Annotated in this window: 19 protein-coding genes; all 19 read right to left on the bottom strand. The window is 33.8% G+C overall.

All coding sequences use genetic code 11. From position 1 onward, the window contains the following. Window positions 1–8: 8 nt before the first annotated feature. Entirely contained in the window at window positions 9–512 is a 504-nt protein-coding gene (locus B5S50_RS17500) for a collagen-like protein (RefSeq protein WP_063600466.1), read from the bottom strand. Window positions 513–525: 13 nt separating this feature from the next. Beyond that, complete coding sequence (locus B5S50_RS17495; protein WP_217302435.1) at window positions 526–741, bottom strand: hypothetical protein; 216 nt, start codon at window positions 739–741, stop codon at window positions 526–528. Then, on the bottom strand, window positions 742–1,656 hold the full coding sequence (locus B5S50_RS17490) for a hypothetical protein (protein ID WP_217302434.1): 915 nt from the start codon (window positions 1,654–1,656) through the stop codon (window positions 742–744). Further along, window positions 1,646–3,421, bottom strand: coding sequence for a phage tail protein (locus B5S50_RS17485; RefSeq protein ID WP_217302433.1), 1,776 nt, complete (start codon window positions 3,419–3,421; stop codon window positions 1,646–1,648). The genes B5S50_RS17490 and B5S50_RS17485 overlap by 11 nt, the downstream gene beginning before the upstream one ends. Continuing rightward, window positions 3,421–4,134: a distal tail protein Dit gene (locus B5S50_RS17480; protein WP_217302432.1), complete on the bottom strand. Its 714-nt coding sequence runs from the start codon at window positions 4,132–4,134 to the stop codon at window positions 3,421–3,423. The genes B5S50_RS17485 and B5S50_RS17480 overlap by 1 nt, the downstream gene beginning before the upstream one ends. 2 nt (window positions 4,135–4,136) lie before the next feature. Continuing rightward, window positions 4,137–10,565 (bottom strand): phage tail tape measure protein, encoded by a 6,429-nt coding sequence (locus B5S50_RS17475; RefSeq protein ID WP_217302431.1) that lies wholly within the window; start codon window positions 10,563–10,565, stop codon window positions 4,137–4,139. Between the two features lie 72 nt (window positions 10,566–10,637). Beyond that, window positions 10,638–11,114 (bottom strand): DNA-binding protein, encoded by a 477-nt coding sequence (locus B5S50_RS17470; RefSeq protein ID WP_217302430.1) that lies wholly within the window; start codon window positions 11,112–11,114, stop codon window positions 10,638–10,640. 309 nt (window positions 11,115–11,423) lie between these two features. After that, window positions 11,424–11,756, bottom strand: a complete 333-nt coding sequence (locus B5S50_RS17465; protein WP_082853501.1) for a hypothetical protein — start codon at window positions 11,754–11,756, stop codon at window positions 11,424–11,426. A 77-nt stretch (window positions 11,757–11,833) separates the two neighbouring features. Further along, the gene (locus B5S50_RS17460) at window positions 11,834–12,706 is read right to left on the bottom strand and encodes a major tail protein (RefSeq protein ID WP_063600473.1); all 873 of its coding nucleotides are present in this window, start codon (window positions 12,704–12,706) and stop codon (window positions 11,834–11,836) included. Between the two features lie 67 nt (window positions 12,707–12,773). Then, complete coding sequence (locus tag B5S50_RS17455; protein ID WP_063600474.1) at window positions 12,774–13,094, bottom strand: hypothetical protein; 321 nt, start codon at window positions 13,092–13,094, stop codon at window positions 12,774–12,776. Beyond that, window positions 13,091–13,480 (bottom strand): HK97-gp10 family putative phage morphogenesis protein, encoded by a 390-nt coding sequence (locus tag B5S50_RS17450; protein ID WP_063600475.1) that lies wholly within the window; start codon window positions 13,478–13,480, stop codon window positions 13,091–13,093. The genes B5S50_RS17455 and B5S50_RS17450 overlap by 4 nt, the downstream gene beginning before the upstream one ends. A 5-nt stretch (window positions 13,481–13,485) precedes the next feature. Further along, a complete protein-coding gene (locus B5S50_RS17445; RefSeq protein WP_063600476.1) occupies window positions 13,486–13,803 on the bottom strand; it encodes a hypothetical protein in 318 nt (105 codons plus the stop codon). Window positions 13,804–13,807: 4 nt separating this feature from the next. Beyond that, window positions 13,808–14,380: a hypothetical protein gene (locus tag B5S50_RS17440; RefSeq protein WP_063600477.1), complete on the bottom strand. Its 573-nt coding sequence runs from the start codon at window positions 14,378–14,380 to the stop codon at window positions 13,808–13,810. A gap of 14 nt (window positions 14,381–14,394) precedes the next feature. After that, the gene (locus B5S50_RS17435; protein ID WP_254306618.1) at window positions 14,395–15,591 is read right to left on the bottom strand and encodes a phage major capsid protein; all 1,197 of its coding nucleotides are present in this window, start codon (window positions 15,589–15,591) and stop codon (window positions 14,395–14,397) included. Window position 15,592: 1 nt separating this feature from the next. Beyond that, complete coding sequence (locus B5S50_RS17430; RefSeq protein ID WP_217302429.1) at window positions 15,593–16,333, bottom strand: head maturation protease, ClpP-related; 741 nt, start codon at window positions 16,331–16,333, stop codon at window positions 15,593–15,595. After that, the gene (locus tag B5S50_RS17425; RefSeq protein WP_217302428.1) at window positions 16,333–17,481 is read right to left on the bottom strand and encodes a phage portal protein; all 1,149 of its coding nucleotides are present in this window, start codon (window positions 17,479–17,481) and stop codon (window positions 16,333–16,335) included. Before B5S50_RS17425 ends, B5S50_RS17430 begins: the two co-directional genes overlap by 1 nt. A 49-nt stretch (window positions 17,482–17,530) precedes the next feature. After that, entirely contained in the window at window positions 17,531–17,863 is a 333-nt protein-coding gene (locus B5S50_RS17420) for a hypothetical protein (RefSeq protein ID WP_217302427.1), read from the bottom strand. A 16-nt stretch (window positions 17,864–17,879) separates the two neighbouring features. Further along, window positions 17,880–19,541: a terminase TerL endonuclease subunit gene (locus B5S50_RS17415; RefSeq protein WP_217302426.1), complete on the bottom strand. Its 1,662-nt coding sequence runs from the start codon at window positions 19,539–19,541 to the stop codon at window positions 17,880–17,882. Next, entirely contained in the window at window positions 19,531–19,839 is a 309-nt protein-coding gene (locus B5S50_RS17410) for a P27 family phage terminase small subunit (protein WP_063600481.1), read from the bottom strand. Before B5S50_RS17410 ends, B5S50_RS17415 begins: the two co-directional genes overlap by 11 nt. Between the last annotated feature and the right edge of the window lie 143 nt (window positions 19,840–19,982).

Below are 19,982 nucleotides of genomic sequence, written 5' to 3'. Positions count from 1 at the left end.
CTCACCTCCTACACCTGTTTGAAAAATAACTTAACACTACTTGCTGTACTATAATTTGTCCCATACTTTAAAGTATCTCCCGGATCTCCTTTGTCCCCTTTAGCTCCTTGTGAACCTGTAGGTCCAGTTGGCCCGGTTGCTCCTGTGTCGCCTTTCGTACCTTGCACTCCTTGAATTCCTTGAGGTCCAATAATACTAACTCCTGTTGGCCATAATCCACTTGCTTTAGGTCCAAAAATCTTATGTGAATTTGTGTTTATATAAAAGTCTCCATCCGTTCCAGTACTGGAAGTTGGATCACTTGTGCCATTCCATATAGTCTTTCCATCTGTACCCTTAGCTCCTGTTGCTCCTGTATCTCCTTTTTGAAGAACTAAACTTGATAGATATGTTTCTAAATCCTGTCCATTAGCAAGTTTTACTCCTTTGGCCTGGGTTAACGGGAAAGCATCAGAAACTACTTCTCCTGTAGTGGAATCTAGTAACTGTATTTGTATTAATGTATCAGCCATATAACATTACCTCCTATACTGTTTTTACGCCCATAGTAGGGCTTACTTTTATAGTTTCATTTGTTGTTGGTGCCTGGTCTGTAACTACAAAATAAACCGCACCCTTTTTTCTTTCAGCAACCGGAATATCTTCTTCAGTTATAACTACACCAGCCTTTTCAGCAAGTTCACGAAAATTACTATTCACCTTGTTATGCCAATCTGATTCGCCTTTAATCAAGTCTTCCATCTAAGCCACCTCCATTAAATTTATTAACATACTTTTAGTTTCTGTTTTATCACTAGAAGCTAAAATATATTTGCTGCTATTTATTTGTTGCAATACAGGGCTTCTAATTAAATAGTTTGCAGGTACATAAATTTTCACATTGTTTGTATCTGGATAACCTATTTTTGCATTAACCAAATAACTCTCTGTACCTCCTGCAGGTGTTTCTCCAGCTCCTCCTACTCCTGCACCATAATTAGTGCAAATGCACCTAACATTAGGGTATGAATTAAAGTTATGTGGAATTGTTATAAGCTCTTTATTTACCAGAGTTTCACCCTCAAAATAATTCAATCTATCATTTAAATTGTCAAAGGTTCCTCTAGCTGCAGATAATTCTAAGTTAGCATCTACATGCTGCATACCTACAAAAGCTGTCTCCCTTGCTGTCTCATTTTGAATTCTAGTAGCTTCATTGTTTTGCCTAACTATTTCATTTTGTTTTCTAGTAGTTTCGTTGCTCTGTCGGACAGCTTCATTGGACTCTCTAGTTTGCTCATTGGACTGCCTAATATCTTCATTTTGCTTTCTAATTGCTTCATCAGTGTCCATTATTTTTTTATAACCAGACCACTTATCATCCATTTTAGTTTCATAATCAGATTGTTCTTTTCTTTGAGCAGTTTGAAAGTCATTTTCATCTTTAGTCAAATCAGATTTATAATTATCAAATTCAGTATCTATCTTATTTTCATAATTTGATTGCTCCTTCTTTTGAGCATTTTCAAAATCTGCCTGTTCTTGATTTTGAGTATCTTCGTATTTATTAACCTCGTCTGCAATTTTAGTAATTCCATCTGCAAGACTACCTCTTACCTCTATTCCATAAGTTTTATGTCTTATATAATCAGCTTCTTTACTTACATCAACTGCCACCTTTATCACCTCCACTGCTCATATGAGCTAATGCGAATTGCTCTGTAGCAAGTCTCTGTCTTATCCCATTAGAATTAACAATAAATGCTACTCCATTACCATTACCATCATCAGCATTTATTTCAGCCTTTACCTCACCATTTGAATTTAATGCTTCTAATACTCCAAAATCTCCACTTTTAGATATGCCTAACTTAAAACGAGGTTTATCAGAACTCTTATTATAACCAATTAAAGTGGCTCCTACATTGTCACTACTCCCAGCTTCAACACCAATTTTAAAGACTAAATTACCATCTATATCATATATATTTTTAATGCCACCATATTCATTAAAAGTATTTTCTATTAACACTTTCCCATCTTTGGTTATTTTTTGTATACCATCCATTATTAAATTACCAGAAGTATCAATATAAAAAACCTGTTTACTATCATTCTTTATTTCAATTCCTACTTTTGGGTCTATGCTTATTTGGGTATTACCTCTATGGAGTTTTATATACCCATCTACCATATTTACATTTCCATCTGCATCCAAATAGAATACTTCTTTGCTGTCATTTTTAATTATTATGCCTTCCTTTCCATTTATAAGTATTTCTACGGAATTATCATGACTTACAACTCTAAGACCATATTTATAACCTAATTGAACTCCTCCATAAGTAGCCATTCTATTAATGCTATTTGATTGAATATCTTCTATAGTCCCACTAAGCTTTGAAGCCTTATTACTTATTGTCAATTTAGGATTCCATGGTTTAGTTAAATCATCATCAAGTTCCACTACCTTGTAGGTATCGTCAACTCCAAGAATTGGGCATCTTATATGGACGGATGTTGCTGTATCTATGCTGTCAACAGATGTATTTGCAAGAGTGCTCAAATCCAGTGCAGATATGTCAAGACTTCCTGCAGGTTGAGTATACTGACTTAAATCAGCAGTACACTCAGTCTTCAATTCCTCGTCGTCATCGATATCTGAGTAGTCAGCTTTCTTATAAATGATTCCGTATTTTTTAACTGCAGCAGGATCTTCGATATAGCTCTTATTGTCATTTACCCTTTCAATTGTCAGGCCATTAGAACCTACTGGAATGATTCTTGTACCAAATACCTGGCTATCATCTATGGTTAAAGATTTAAGATTTTGACCTATAGATACCTCTGCAATTTTATCCTGTGGAGGATTAGCCATATAGTCTAGATAATTTGTTCCGTCCTCAGTTCTAAATTTCAAGAAACCTTTATTTTCATCATAAACATATTTTTCAATTGCTTCTAAAGTCGTTTCAAAGTCTGTAGTAAAAAACAACCAATCCTCTACGTCTATAATTCCAGGTTGCACTTTCTTATAATCTTCAACCTGTGTATTATGGTAGTTCAGAAAATCAATTATAACATCTTTAGGTGTTTTATCTTCATATATAACGCTTTGTACAATAGTATCCTGAAGATAGTTCATTTTGCCTTCACATACAATATCCTTTTTAAATTCTCCACTTTCTGTCATACTAGGCTTAATGCTGAATATTCTACCGCTAAATATTTCTCCATCGTCTCTTACGTCTATACATCTTACCTTAGTTACGAACCTAGTGACTAAATTATATCCTGGATTATCCCAGGGAATAGAAAAAGTCAAGCTGCCTGCCTGACTTCTTTTTAAATTTAGATGCGGGTCTGAAACTTTTGGTGCTTCCGGATCTGGATAATGTACAACTATTTCATCACTTCCATTTATAATAGAAATTTTATACACTACAAAACCTCCCATCTAAACAAAATCTTTGCTGTACCGCTGCCACTGAATAATAAATCATTTCTGCCATTTTGTAGTTTTAAACCCCAAGGTTTATTGTCTCCTTTGGTAAGATTATAAGTTTTACCGTTATAGACTAATGTCATGTCAGAACTACAGTTTATTACTGGAGTTATTGACCTTCCATTGTTATACATAGTTACAGCATTTTCACCATTTATAGCAAATTCATTTGTATATTGGGTATAGTCTGTCAAAAAACAAAATGTATCCCAAATATCATCTCCCATATAACTTGTACTTACTTTGAATGGTTGTGCTGTAAAGCTTATTGTTAAAGTACCCATCTTTATAGTTTCTTCAAATTCTGGTGTATCTTCAACCTCTGCAATAAAATAGAATCCAGGTATGTTATCAAACATTAATTCCTGCCTTCCCGTATCTTCAAGCCATTCAAGAATAAGTTGATATACTATATATAACTCTTCCTTACTTTTAGTACGAAGTCCAAGTTTAACCTGTATTTTTCTTTCTCCATATACCTGATCTCCATTACTTCCAACAGTGCTAAAGTCATATGTGCCATTCATAAAAGGGACGGACTCTTTTATTTTTGTCTTTGCTGGAGGCTGTATTTTTTTCTCCTGAAGCCATACATTAAAATCTTTAAAAGAATGTTTTCCATTAAATATAAAGCCATCTTTTACACTCATTTTTACAACCCCCTTGCACTTAAAGCATTTATTGCGCCTAAATTTTTATCAATATACGGTGTTGATGTTTCGGCCACTTGTTTACCATCTAAATATGTTTTAGTTACTATAACTATAGGTTGGCTGCTCTGTATACTTTTAGGTGCAGTATAAGTTTGCTGTATATTACTTGTAACTGTATTATTTACGTTAGTTGAAAGTGGACTTATAGATGATAAATTTACATTGGTATTTAAATCATTTATTTGTGATTTTAAATTACTTATCATGTCTGAAATTGAAGTAAGAGAACTTTTAAATCCAGCTGCAAATCTATCTCCTAGCGATGAACCTGTAATCTCATAATCCTTACCATAACTTTTAAGCAGTGTTATTATTTCACTTTGGTTATCGTTTATTATCATTTTTTGTGCCTCAGCATCTATATTTGCATCCTTAAGTTTATCAGAGTAAAATTCTTCTATATTTTTAATCATATTATCATTGCTTTCCTTTAACTGGTCAATTTGCTTTTGCAAATCATCTTTTTGCTGGGTAATAGACTCTTTCTGGTGCCTTCTTTCCTCTGTTTTATTAAGATCATCAAGTTCCTCTTGAAGCTCCTTCTTCTTTGCAGCTCCATAATGCATAGATAACTGTCTTTCAAGTTCGGCTCTTTTATCAGCGTCGTCTTCGTCCTGATACTCTATGTCAAGGTCACTTTCTTGCTGATCTAAATTATCTATTTTTGCCTGTAATATTTTGGTTTGGGTATCTGTTGCAAGGTTAACCTGCTTTTCTGCAGCATCCTGCTCATCTTGATACCTTTGTTTTAACGCATCTTTAATCTTATCATCAACCTCATTTATACCATCTATCTCAGATTTTTTAAGATTATCAACTAAAGTTAAAATGTCAGTACCACTTTTTTGATAAGCATCTTTAACATCCTGTATTTTTTTTAGAGCATCCAATGCTTTGTCCGAGTTATACCCATATTGAGTTCCAAGCTTGTTATATTCCGCTGTAAGTATATTTATTTCTGTACTTTGATCTGTCATAACACCTAGCAGATTTCTTGTATCTGTTTCAAAATCGCCAGTCGAGGTTTGAAGATTTTTTATATCAACATCCAATTTAGTTACAGCAGCATCTGAAGAAATAACACCTTTACTATAATCTTCAAAATATTTGCTTCTTGCATTTCTTTCATTCATGACAGAATTGGCAAGTACTGTGTTAAGTTTAACTACGCTGTTATTTATATACACTTCATTGTCATTTAGAGCCTTAGCAAGTTCATTCTTAAACTCATCCCATGCATCATATTGTTTTAATGAGTTTCCAAAAGCATTACTTGCTGCTTTCCCAATATTGGACATTGCGTTACTTATTAAACTTATCTTGCTGCTTATTCCATCTGCTATACCTTTTATAAGTGATGCTCCTATTGTCTTTCCATTGCTATTTGATGAATTAGCACTTAAAACTTTTGATGTATCACTGGCATTTAAAATGGTCTCTCCTCCGCTAGGAGAATACTCTAATTCAGGGCCATTCTCCCCTACTATTCTCCATCCTGCCACAGCATTGGTTGTACCAGCAGCATAACCAACATATGATCCACCACTTGCCATACTCCTTATACCCGGTACGTTCCATATGCTTCCATAGGTTGCTATCATATATCTAATAGCTGCTACAGCATTATCTATAGGATTCCATATATTATCCATACCTGGAAGTGCATACTGCATGTTATCATCTATTAGTTGCATTAAACCTTTGGATGGATGACCTGCTGCTGCGTTACTATCCCATAAATTTATTGCCATGGGATTTCCTCCGCTTTCATGCATTGCTATTTGTTCAAGTGCTGGAAGTGCTGACATAGGCTGTCCTGTTAATGCAAGTGCAGCAGTTAGCCAACTTGCAATCTGTCCACTAGCACCCTCCGCAAAGTTAAGCATGCCACCAATTTTATTCTTAAAGAAATTAAGTACATCTTTCTTGGACATACCATTTATAAAGCCTTGTATTACATTTTCACCATATCCTGTTGTCTTTTTAGAAGGGCTGTGTATATCGAATCCGTCTGGTCCGGTAAAAGCATCTAAAACTTTTTGTGTAAGCTCATGGGCTATACTAACAGCATTGGCTTCGGCAGATTTCATTCCTTCAGAAAGGCCATTGGTAACATTCTGTCCTATCGGGTTTGCAGATGCAGCAAAATTATTTAATACATTTTTATTGTCATTTGATACCTTATTTGTTGCAGATAGTACATTGGGAGAAGCACTATTTATTCCAGCAGTCAGATTTGACATGGAATTAGCTCCATATGTCGTATGGAGCTGTACATAATCACTTAATATAACTTTATTATCTGTAGTTACCTTGGTATTTGCATCAGTAACTACACCTTCATTCCCTGTTATGGCAGTTCCAAGATTGTCCATAGAAGATGTCCCGTAATCAACATGAACCTTGGAATAAGCATCTAAAATACTCTCATTATCATCTGTTACCTTATTTACAGCATTATTTGCAACTGACTCATTTCCTGTTATCCCAGTTCCTAAATTAGATATTGAATCTTGTCCATACTTTGTAAAAGACTGAGTAAGATTAGACGCCGAGGTACCTATTTTCTTATTTAAAGTATTTACTGGATTTATTGCAGAGGCTGAACTTTGAGTTATGCCTAGTCCCATATTTTTACTACTCTGCTGTCCATAACTAAGATATTTTTGTATAAATGAAGTCATTAAAGTATTTACGCTATCTTGTAATACATTTAATGGTTTGGATACTGTAGATATGCTGCTTTCCAAACCATTAGCAAAATACTTATTTAAATTTTCTCCATACTGCTCTGTAGCTCTCAATTGTTCTCCGCTGTCATTTTGGGATGAACCACTACTACTTTTATTTACCTGGCTTAATATTTTATTAGTAGATTTTGCATCTATAACAGTTTCGCCACCAGCAAAATAATAAAGTTCAGGTCCTTCTTCACCAACGATATGCCATCCGGTTGATGCACTATCAGTTCCACTTGCTAAGCCAGGTATACCACCAAGACCATTTCCAGAACCTATACTACTAGTGGCCGGAATTTTTTGGTCTCCACTCCCACTGTGGGCAAATAAACCGCTAAGCCATTTTTTGAAATCTGTCCAAGCTTGTTTAATATTTTTAATTAATTTTGTCCATGGGGCAAGCATATTTCCAGTATCAGTATCCATGTTTTTTAATACTTCGCCATCCATTTTACTTAGATGATCTACAACTTGAGTTCTCTGCTCATTTGCTGCTTGTACACTTTGGTCTCTCTGATTTCCTGCATCTTTTATAACCTTATCAGCCTGGTCGGCAGTCATAGAGTGCGTTACATCTCTTTGATATATTGCATTAGCAACAACATCATTGTATTGTTGATTAGCTGCTGCTATAGCCCCATCACGTTGTTTATTGGCACTTTTTATTATATCCTGTGCCTGCTGCTCAGTTATACTTGTACCATAACTTTTTATTCTTTCTAATATAACCTTGCTTTCTATTTCATTTTGGCTTAAAGATTGTACAGCATTGGTTCTCATTTTATCTTTTAGAGAATTAACTTGCTGTTGTTCTTGCACAGTTAAGTCTCTATGATTATTTGAAGCTTTTTGATATATAGCTGTTATTTGAGCTTCATACTGAGTTATTTTTTGTTTTTTGTTATTATTGTCTTTCTGCATATTCTGCAATATTTTCTGCTCATCTTGAGTACTTAAAGCACTGCTTTTATCAAAAAAATTCTTAAGAGTTGTATATCTGTCATTAGACTGTTTATCCATACCTTCTTTTATTTTCGTACCCATAGCTGTAATTTGCTGGGTTATAGTATTTACTTGCTGCTGGGTTATTCCAACGGACTGCGTCAAGCCATCTCTGAAATTCTTAACCATAGCTTCTTTCTGCTGTTTTGTAAGCCCTGAAACTTTATTTACCATATCAGAATATTTTGCAACAATCTTTTCTACATTGTCTTTAGTCAAATTTCCCGTCTGAGATACCATCTGCTTAAATTGGTTAATAGAATCAGTTTTCATTCCTGTGTTTAAAATTTTGGTGCTATTAGTCATGTCAGTATATTGACTTATAACTGATTTTTTAGTTTGATCGGTAAATTTATCAGCATTAATGTATATGTCTGTCATGGTTTTCTTTACATTATCATCCATTTGGATATAAGACTGAACAGCTTTTTTAGTAGCATCCGATATTTTTATGGTGGTTTGCGTTGTGTCTAAGCCTGCTTTATTAACAGATGCATTAATGCTAGATGTTGATGATTTTATACTACTATCTAAATTTTTAAATGAACCAGAAGCTTTTTCAGTGTCATTTATAGTTCTGTCTGCAAATAGGTCTACAGCAGGTACTGCTTGTTCAGTCATAACATGATGCACAGCAACTCCTGCTGCCACAACACCGCCAATTGCCAATACATATGGTCCGGCTGCTAAAGCTACACTTCCTAGGCTTGCTATAAGTCCACCACTAGCAGCTGTTGCACCTGCCGTTTCAACTCCAGTTTCAGCAGCAGCAAGGCCTACTTTTTTTATCCCTTCTCCGGCTGCTTCAGATGCAACTTTCGCTTCGGCAGACTTTTTCACATGCTTACCTAAAAAATCCAGGATACCACTTCCGCCCTTCACTACACTACCTATAGTTTTCGATGCTACGCCTGCAACTAGAGTGAATCCAGCCACATCAGCTATAGCTCTCTGCATACCTGGGCTTAAATTTCCAAAAGCCTTTACAAGATTGGTAGTCTCTTTTACCATAGGAATTAACGTTGGCAACACATTCTGTCCAAATTCAACTCCTAGCGTATGGACGGATGCACTCAACTCTTTAAATTTATTTGCAGATGTATTTTTCATGCTATCAGATAATTTCTTTACTTCTCCATTAGCATTATCTGCATGAGTGGATAAATCACTTAAATAATCCCCACCTTTATGAACAAGAACATTCCATGTAGCAAGAGATTCTTTGCCAAATATAGCAGCAAGGGCGGCCTGTTTTTGTTCGTTAGTCCAACCTTTTGTACCTTTTTCTATGTTATTTAATAGAGCAGGTAAATCTTTCATATTACCTTTACTATCAAATACCTGTAAATTCATTTCCTTCATAGCTGCCGCCATTTGATCTGTAGGTTTTGTTAAGTTTACAAGTCCCGCTTTTAAGGCATTTGCAGCAGTACTTGCATCAATACCATTACTCTCAAGTATTCCTATAGCCGCCGCAGTTTGTGTCATTGGTATTTTCATTGCATAGGCTGTTGAACCCGTAATACTAAAGGCTTCACCTAAAGATGATATACTAGCTTTTGTATGGTTACTTATATATGTAAAAGCATCAGCCATATGAGCCATGTTCTGTGTTGTTTGAGCTGCATCATTTGTTTTCATTCCATAAGCTTCAAGAGAACTTCCCAACTGGTCTACAACTACAGCTAAATCTTCATTAGCACCACGAGAGGTATCTAATGATGTATTCATAACCTTTATAGATTCATCTGCACTATAGCCATCTTTAACAAGAGTTAACAAACCTTCATTTATATCATCTGTGCTTTGTCCAAAATCTCCAGACCACTGCAGGGAATCCTCTGCCATTTCAGACATAACGGAGTTTACTTTTTCAGTACTTGCTCCGCTTGCTTCAACTTCTTTTCTAATATCAGCTATTTCATGATCAAAACTTGTGGCTGCTTTTGCCGCAACTCCAAGTCCAGCTACTACAGGTGTGGAAAATTTTAATGCTGCGTCTCCAATTTTGCTAAACCCTTCTCCAACAGATTTAAATTTTTTACTTGTTTCTTCTAAAGAGGTACTGAGTGAAGTTAATTTAAAATTAGCAATTTTTTTATTTGTTTCATCCAATTGCCCTTCAAAACCCTTTAACCTGCTTTGTGCATTATTCAGCTGAATTGTGTATCCTTGTACACTCTTTTCATTATTTAAAACAGTTCGCTCATTATTTTTATACTTTTCAGTAAGATCATTGAGACTTTTCTCCAGCTTCTTTGTCTCTTCATTTTCTGATCCTAATGTAGCTTTACTTTCTTCATACGCAGTTTTAGTTGAATCAACTTTACTTTTTAATTCCATCATAGACTTAGAGCTATCTTCTAAAGTCTTCTTTGATTTTTCTAGTTGTTCTGAATAACTTTGAACTATTTTTCGTTGAGTTTCTATTTTATCTCCTAGAGATTGAGCATTGCTTTTCAGGCTATCAAGATTTTTGCCCCAATCTTTTACACCTGCAACACTACTTTTAAATTCACTATCAATTGTCCCTAAATTTCTTTTTAAGTTCTGTATACCCTTGCTAAAGCTTGAATCATCAAGTGCAACCCTTACCGCTAAAGAACTTATTTCTTCATTTTCTGCCACAACTTTCACCTCCTTCCTTGATTATTTTTAGATAAAATAAAAAAGCCTTATTTCTAAGACTTTTTATTACTCTTATTCTTTTTCAATTATAGTAGCAACTATATGGGGAGCCCCAAAACTATCTTTACCATCTACTGTTCCAAATATTTTAACTTTATTATTTTTTACTATATCTTTGCCTACATTACCATGGTCAATATCAAGCGAGGTAATTCCATACATTCCGTATCCATTACCTTCTTGTGCTGATATCGTAAATTCACCACCAGGATTATTTTCATTGGTCACATTAGAAACAGTGCCTTCAATAAATACTTTTTTGCCTTTATATTGATCTTCATGTCCATTGAGTTGGACAAAATCTGCCTTTGTAGCTTCTTTTTTTAATTTAGCATTTAATTCAGCTTGTGTTGGCTCATTTTTTGAAGGTTTCTTTTGAACAGTTTGCTTTGTTGACTCATTACCTTGTTGATTATTAGAAGTATCTCCGCATCCCATAAAAGATAAGCATACAATAATTCCAACGAACAATGATATTATTTTTTTCATAATATCCCCCCTAAATTTAGTATATATTTCTATAATACCAAAATAAGAGTATGTTTTCCATATGGCACAATGTTTCTATGAGTTTCGTGCTATATCTTTTTCATCAATCAAAATATTTATTACTATTTTTTCAGATATCTTATATTAAATTCTCAATAGTGGTTTTATTTACTTCTCTTTCTTCATCTTTATTTATTTTATATATAAGTAAATCTATATAATAAAAAAAGTCCATGTTATCTATTGATTCCATAGACTCACCAGCCGTTAATCTATCCAAGTATATTTCTTTTATAAAATCCTCCAGAGTTATTTTTCTTTTTCCTCCGGAGTTTCGCTGTTTGGGATTTTATTTAAATGTAAACCTAAATTTGATATTACTGCATTTACACACTCATCAAATTTAGGTTTTATGTCTTTAGCATCTAAACCGTCATATACGTCATCTATACTAAACTGTTTTCCAAATGTATCACATATATACTCAGCAATTTTGTCTAGATCTTCCGGCTTTACATTAGCATAATTTATCTTAGTATCATTTAAAAAAGCAAGAGTATCCCTTATAACCCTTGCTTTTGGACGTGGCATAATATATTCTTTATCATTTAACTTTATTTTTATAATTTTTATATCTTTCATTTAATTTACCTCCATTGGACATTTATCCTATATAATTACCTGTAAGTTAAGAAGTCACCCTAACAAGGTTGTATCATCTATACTGCAAAATTAACTACAACATTATTTGCAGGAGCTGACCCTTGTGCAGTTTTAATAGCTTTTGTTGCTATTGCAACATAATTTCCCGCATCCAAAGTGCTCTTAGGTTTCAATGTTACTGTCTTAGCATCTGTGCTTATTACTATAGTAGAATCTATTATAGTACCATCAGCTTTAATTAAAAATGCTGACGAATCATTTACAGTATATGAATTTATTGCTTTACTAAATACAAAGTTAACACCACTAGTTGCTGCAACTCCTGTAGCTCCGTCTGTTGGATTGGTCTCAATAGAAAGAGGAGTATTATCTATATTAGGCTGGTATACTGCATCAAACCAATGTTCCATTACATCATTATCCATACCATTGTTTTCATCAGCAATAAATTTCCAGTTATCATCATCCCTTGTAACAAATGTGGCCTTAAGAGATGGAGTGGCAAAATCAACTTTATCAGATTTAGTTTTATATTCCTCTGTTATTTCTTCAAATTTTCCCTTTAAAAGCCATATAAATCTATAAGTATTATCTCCCTTAAGAGATTTAAACCCTATCGCTACATATGGAGCATTATCATTTCCACTATGAACTAATACTCCTTTACTATCTATAGTGTGTCCTAGTAAATCTGCTTGAGATTGTAAAGGTACATCCTGTGTCTGCAATTCAACATCTATTTCACCTAATGTAGTTGCATTTTCAACTGACTTATCATCAGCATACTGTGTAGCAGTGTTAGTTTTTGGAGTTATTTTAGCTTGTATTGCAGGACTTAATATTTTAGGCGCATCGTATGTTATCCCATCCTCATGCATCTTTGCATAAACTAAATTCTTTAATCCTACTTGTCCACTATGCTTACTCATTATTATTCCTCCTCATTTTTTAATTAAATCTTTCATTTCATTTTACAAATAAAAAAGAACATTTCTATCAATGTTCCTCTGTGTACTTAAATCTTATTATTTTGTGGTTAAGCTTTGTGTCAGTTTCATAGTCTTCAGTCGCATAAGTTCGGCACCAACCCGCTACAATCATAAGATCTAAAACCTGCTTGTATAAATCTTCAAGTTTGCCTTTTGTAAAAATATTTATCTGAACCGAATACGCTGTTACTACCTCTTTATCCTCTGCAAAAACTTTACCATATTCATTGTAGAACTGGTATGTTATATAAGGGTCTTCCCGGCCTGTATAAAACAAGTGCTTAATTGGAGCACCTATAGATTTTAAAATACTTTCTATATCATTCATTTTAAAGCCTGCCTTATCTCTTCTTTAATAATCTCCACCGCTTCCTTCTTATGTCTTTCATAAGCAGGCTGTATAAATGGTTTAGCCACTTCATGGCTACTACCAAATTCTATAAATTTACCATAGTAAACTGCTGATATATCATTTTTATCAATACCTATCTGTATAGATTTAATCCCATTTTTACTTCTTATACTTCCAATAGATAAATCATCTCTTAAATCACCGCTTCTATCTTTAAATGCTTTAGTTGTTTTCATATCATCAAGTATAGGCCGTGCTCCAGCTTTTAACGCCTTATTTTCAACACTATTAAATTTAGCATTTGTAGCTTGAAGTTTTTCAATAAGTTCAGATATTCCAGTAAGTTCAACATCAACACTCATTCACATCATCTCACTTTCAATGTTAAATCTCTGCTAGGAGGGTTAGTATCATATTTATCCTGAATTATCATAATATCATAATCCACACTATCAATAGTTGCATGGTCATAGGTATCTATATTGTCAAGCTGCGGTATTTTTATTACCTTATCTACTTTCATTTGATTAGCATCAGCCTGAAAAAATCTTGTAAGACCTAAAACACACTTAGTAAAGCCAAGATTCTCATACTTGTTATTTTTGTTTCCATCATCATCCTCACTATAAATACTACAGACACCATCACTAAAAGAGACAAAATTAGTAGGTGTTTTTATTTTCATACCATCACCCCACTGTTACATCTGTTTTTCCTGCTCGAATTGCCTTATTATTTTCATCTACTTCAACTATTAAAATTTCATCACCTGAAGTAACTTCAATTTCAGAACTTCCATCCCATATTAAATATCCATTTACAAAATTACATATATCAAAATAGCCAGGGGGAGTAAGCTCTGCACCCAATTTGTATACATAGCTGTCGCCATCATCAAGTCCAGGTGATACAATTATCTTTGTGTGTCCCGCCATTGTTCCTGCTATAGAGACAGTCATCAACTTTTGGGGTTCTTTAAGCTGGTACTGCAGGTGCAAATCAAGAAGCTCACTTTCAAAGTTCTTTTCAAACATTTCAAGAGCCTGGCTATTTGCATACCTGCAATAATCTAAAAGTAGAGACTTCGGCTGGTCATGTGTTATAAAATCAAGAGAAGGCACACCTGCAATATCTTGTAAACGTGCCATACCTCTACTTATGAAACCTTTTAAATTATTGTCCGTATTATCATCCTTCCAAGTTATATGAAGATATGATTTTACTTCCGATAATAATTTTTCTACCCCAATTGTATCAGCCATTTAAATCACCTCAATTAAGCCTGCTCTTTAGTTTTAACAACATTGTTTACTGATACTTGTAGTGTAGCTGGTTCAATATTACTTATATCAAGCAATATAAAAGCATTATCATCAAGTGCCCTGCCATTACCATACATCCTAGTTAAATAAACTCTTTCATCATCTAAAAACTTAAATTCATCAGAATATTCTATTTTACCGCCTCTTTCGCCTGAACCTAAGCCCATGAAATATTTATTTGCTATTCCCACAACAGCCTCATTGGCAGCAACCGCTGGAGATTGTATAACAGTAGTAGGAAACGGAAATACATCATGGCTGTAAGTTCCGTCCGCAGCTCTTACAGTTGTTGCTGGAAAAATCTTAGTAAAATAATCCGAAGGATTTACAACTAAAAGCACATTTGTAATTGGCCTTGTTTTGCCATTAGGTGCTTTAGAAAGTTGTCCCAATATAGCACCATATGAAACTGGATCAAATGCTGTTAATACTTTTGCAGTTTTCTTTGGGTATACTCCACCTGTTACAGTTACATCATCTGCAACACTTCTATCCATTCCTATAGGTTCATCCTTGCCGGTACCATCTATAATAGCTGTTTCTAGCGCAAGAGCTATAGCTTCGCTTAATGTTCCTCTTACATACGCATCTATCCATGTTGGTCCTACATTGAGCATATCTTTACTTATAGGCATATAGGCAGTTAATTTGCAAATAGTTAAATCTATTTTTCCAATAGCTCCTTCAAGTTCTTTAGTTATCTTAGAGTTTAAAGCACCCCACGAGGCTAGTTGAGAGCCTTGCTTATTTACAAGCATTTTAGTCAGTATAGTAGTATTAGTAAAAGTTATTTGATCTAATAACGGATGTGCTGTTGTTATATCATCTAAAATATTATCAATTATTGTCTCTGGAAAGGCTACATCAATGTCACCTATAGCCTGTTTAGGATTACTAGAAGTTGCCGCATTTATAAAAGCTTGATAATATTTTTCTTCTTGAGAAGTTAGTTGGTGTATGCCTCTTTTAGCTAAAATATTAGAATCCTGTGTTTTCTGATACGTGTTATATTCTTCAAGTACATTCTGCTGTACAGTCTCAGCAAAATTAGTGAAAGCTTGTGTTATAGCATCAGGATCTTCAGATTTAAATGCATCCGCCAAATTTTGTTTTAATTCCTGTTGTATTAAATCTTTACTTTTCATTGCCATATTATTTCTCCTCCATTTTCTTTTTAAATATTGCCATCATTTTTTCAGCATTAGTTTTTTGCTTTTGAAATTGTTTTGGTACCTCAATTTTATTTTGTACTTGCATTATCTGTTCTTTTAAAGATTGCTCAAATCTCTGCTGCGCTGCAGATACATTCTTATCTTCTTTGCCTGCTATTTCGTCAGCTAACCCATATTGAAGGCACTGGTCTGCAGTAAGCCATGATTGAGCATCTAAAAGTTGGTTCAAAGTATCTTCATCTAGTTTATCTCCCGCTTTTTGTAAATAACTTGAGCAACTCGATTTATCAATTACTTCAATATCATTGGCAGCTTTTCTAAGTTCATCAGCATTGCCAAAGGCTCCCATGGCTGCATGATGTATCATCATCAAAGTGTTAGGTCCCATAACAACCTTATCCCCAGCCATAGCAATTACACTAGCTATAGAACATGCAAATCCATCAACATACACTGTTTTTTGCGCCGGATGCCTTTTAAGTAAATTGTAAATTCCAAGCCCTTCTTTAACTTCACCGCCATAAGAATTAATATAAATATTAATCTGGCTGATATTTTGAGCCTGTTCAAGCTGTTCTTTTATATAATTAGCAGATGTTTCACTTTGTATAGTTTCACCAGTCCACCAATCTACACCATCACTTTGCACATAGTCATAAATATAAAGTTCTAGTGTATTTGGTTCATCTGCTTGTTTTATTAAAAAAATTGGTTTTGACATCATTTATCACCTCCTTCAATTGTATTTACATCTTGATAATTTTTAGTTATCCAATGCCTTTTACTCCAATCTGTATTCAAAGGTGTATCACCTGCCTTTATCCTTAAATCATCTATAGAATAACCTCCACTAGCAATAAGTTTGTCAAATGCCTCACTTATGTTAAATATATCTATGTGGCGAATACATGTTGTATCTACTTTTATATAGGACCCATTTATAAAAGCTTGTTTTCCATATCTTTTACGGGTGGCTTCCTCACCTATAATTGTTACTAGAGGATCTATACAGAAACTTAAAAAATTATCTGTAATCTTTTCTATATCCGCTATATCACCTCTTAATAAAGATGGTGGTATTCTAAAGGCTTGTGCTATCCTGTCAAAAGCTTCTTTGGTTATATTTTGGATATCTGTTATTTCGGATGTACTTTTCTTAGCTGAGGTATCCTGTTGCTCCGCATATTCCATACCACTATACAAATGTATAACTGCATTTTCAGCTTCAAAGTATTCTTTAAACTGATTTTTAAATAAATCATCAACTTTCTTTTGAAATTCTTTATCTCCATTAGCTGGTTTGTTTAAATGAACAATTCCCTTTCTGCCACCACTGCGTTTATATTTGCCCTCTGCCATATTATTTAGTTCTTCATAGCCATTCACCAAGTCAGCTAATAATGTACGTATATTGGTATCATTCAGCCTAAAATACATAACCTCAGACATCTTAAAGGTTCTGCTAAAATTCATTGTCTTCACAGATACATCTGTAAAATAATTTTCTACTACTGCATATTCAACTTGATTGAAACTATCTGCTACAAGCAGCTGACCATTTACATCTATAACCAAGGCTTCGCCATAAAAAAGTAAATGAGATATAAGCCTTTGTGAAAATTGTGTAGAACTTTCATTTAAATTTGGTTCTATATTCCACAAGTAGTATTCATCACCTTTTACTTCTTTACCGTTTAAAAAGGTTTTAAATTCACATTTGCTTACAGCATTTGCAATAAAATTAATGGCCATTACAATTCCAAACCTTTCTATGTTTAATTTATTGCTTTGTTCTATAGCTTTTTGTGTAATATAGATTGTGTCTTTATCAGGTCCAAAGAAATGTTTAGTCCAATCCCAAAATCCCAAATTCTCACCACCTTTCAAAATAAAATAAAAAAGCCCTTACCGGCTTTAATTATTTTAACTCTTTTTCTCTATATAACCCTTTGAATTCAAAACGTATTTCTTCTCCAAACGAATCATAAAGTTTTTCTTCACGTAAATTAAGAGATTTTGAATTGCAGTTATCTATAAACTCGCATATTCGCTTTTTATATTTTTCTTTCAATTGCTTATCTTTCACAGCTTTTTTATATGCTGCATCTGCAGCACCTTTATTATAATGCCATGCGTCACAAATAGGTATTACTGAGCTCCCACACTTTGGACAACATAACCCATCTTTATCATATCCTATAAATTCAGTATTACATTCTTTGTTTAAGCATTTATATACTATTTTTTTCAATGTACTTTACTCCTTTTTAATAAGTATAAACTCCTATATCAAAATCAACCTCTTCCCCGCTATCTTCAAGTCCAACTCCACCAGCACACATTGCAGCTATAAAAGCCATAAATCCATCTGTTTTCCTTGACTTAGGTTCTATCTTGCCATAAGTCATATTGTCATACTTTTCAGGATGCTTACATGTGTTATTTGTATACCAACGCATCAAAGGATTATCGCCATATACAATATTATGATTTACAAACAAGCTGTTTATAGTTGGAGCAACTAACATCTGGTTACTTGGCCTTGTGAGTTTTATATTATTTGCTCCCTGTTTGTCTGTATCAAATCCAACTTCTCTAAGAGCCTTAGCAAGTAGTGTATATCTGTAATTATCCATACCTAGAGTAGTTATATTATATTTTTGTCCCTGTTCTGCAAGCCATTCCGCAGGAATTGAGGGGGCTATTTCTACATCATTTATAAAAGTAAGTAGTTTCCCACCCTTTTCAGTTTCCCATTCTTCAAGCGGTGCTTTTATTCTTCCAAGGTCATTACATTTTCTACACACCCAAGTATGAGTAATCCAATAATATTTACCTTTGTATTTGAATAGCAAACCCGCTACAACAAAATCTGTAGTATACGCATAGTCAATTCCAGCAATACAAGTACATCCTGTAAGGTCTGGAATAGGTTGATTAGTAGCTAAAATATTATCCCATGAAGTAACTTCAACATCCTTATTTCCTTTAGGAATATTCATTCTTTTAGTCATAAAAGCACTGTTACTAATAGGGTCTTCCTTATAATCAATATGTTCCTTTTCTATTTCTCTAAAAAGTTCTTCATTGTAATGCAAGGTAGGATTAGCTTTATTCCACATTTTTTTATTGCTTGCTTCCTTCTCATTGTCCAACTTACAAATAAAAGGAATCATCCCATTGTCTCCACCCTGTTCATTTAATATTCTTTTTGCCCTTGCTTTTATATTGTCGAGTGGTCCACCTCTAACATCTCCATCAGTTGTAGTTATAGTAGTTCTAGGGTTCTTCTTTTTTCCCAAGCCAGTTTTAAAAACTTGTATAGATTTATAATCCTCATACTGGTGGTATTCATCAAAATCCACTTTTCCAGGTCTACCACCATCTTTTGTTTTAGCATTAGAAGTTCTAAACCTTAGTTTAGATTTTGTTCTTAGATTCTGTATATATTCTTTGTTCCAGTAAAAGTGTTTTTTTAATTTTCTTTCATTATCTTCAAGAACGTTATATACATCATCAAAAGAAGTCTTGGCCTGATCCTCTGCATTGGCACAAATATCAATGTCATAATTTTTAATTTTGTTATATTCAGATATCAAGCAAAAATCTTCAAAAGATAAGTATCCATTTTTGCCAGAACCCCTTCCAACATAAATGAATAAATCTGGCCATCTTAAAATACCTGGCTTTGAGTAAGTACAATTATGGAGAGTAAAGCAAAATACTTCCCATTCATATAAATCAAATGGAAAGTATTTCTGTAAACTTAAATATTTATGGAGAAGATCTTCATCAACAAAGAGATTTTCTTCTTCAAAACATTTTTCAACATAATCGCATAACTGAAACTGTTCTTTACATATTGCTATTGTTCCACTTCGAACTAAGTCAATATAATTTTGTATTTCTGGTATAAGTTTAGAGTTCATCCTCATCATCACTTACAACATTTTCTGTAGTCAGTTCCAGCTCTTTTAGAATTGCTAATTTTTGTTTATTGTAAAGTACTGCGTTTTTGACGGAGGGATTATCTTTTTCATATTCTTTGCCAGATGCAGAAATAGTTTCATAGGTATATCCTCGCTTTTTCACATCCTTTTGCATTAATTTTTCCTGATTAAAATACCAAATATAATCATCAATTAACCCTAAAAAATGCTCTACATTTGCACTTTTATCTTCAAGCTGTTTTATTAAAGATTCCTTGATTTTCTTAGCACTAGCCATACTTTTTATCCCTCCCTTTAAATGTAAATTTATGTCATATATAGGCCAATTTTTCTTCACGCGCGCGAGGCAGACATCTTGTCGTCCCTATATCCCGTTCTCCCAAAGCTCAAGATTTTTCCATTTTTTTGACCGGGGGGTGT

Origin of the sequence: Clostridium sp. 001 (assembly GCF_019056555.1) — a bacterium.
Taxonomy (GTDB): Bacteria; Bacillota; Clostridia; order Clostridiales; family Clostridiaceae; genus Clostridium_B; species Clostridium_B ragsdalei.
Note: the sequence above shows the minus strand (reverse complement) of the source record. Positions and strands in the feature narration are given on the sequence as shown.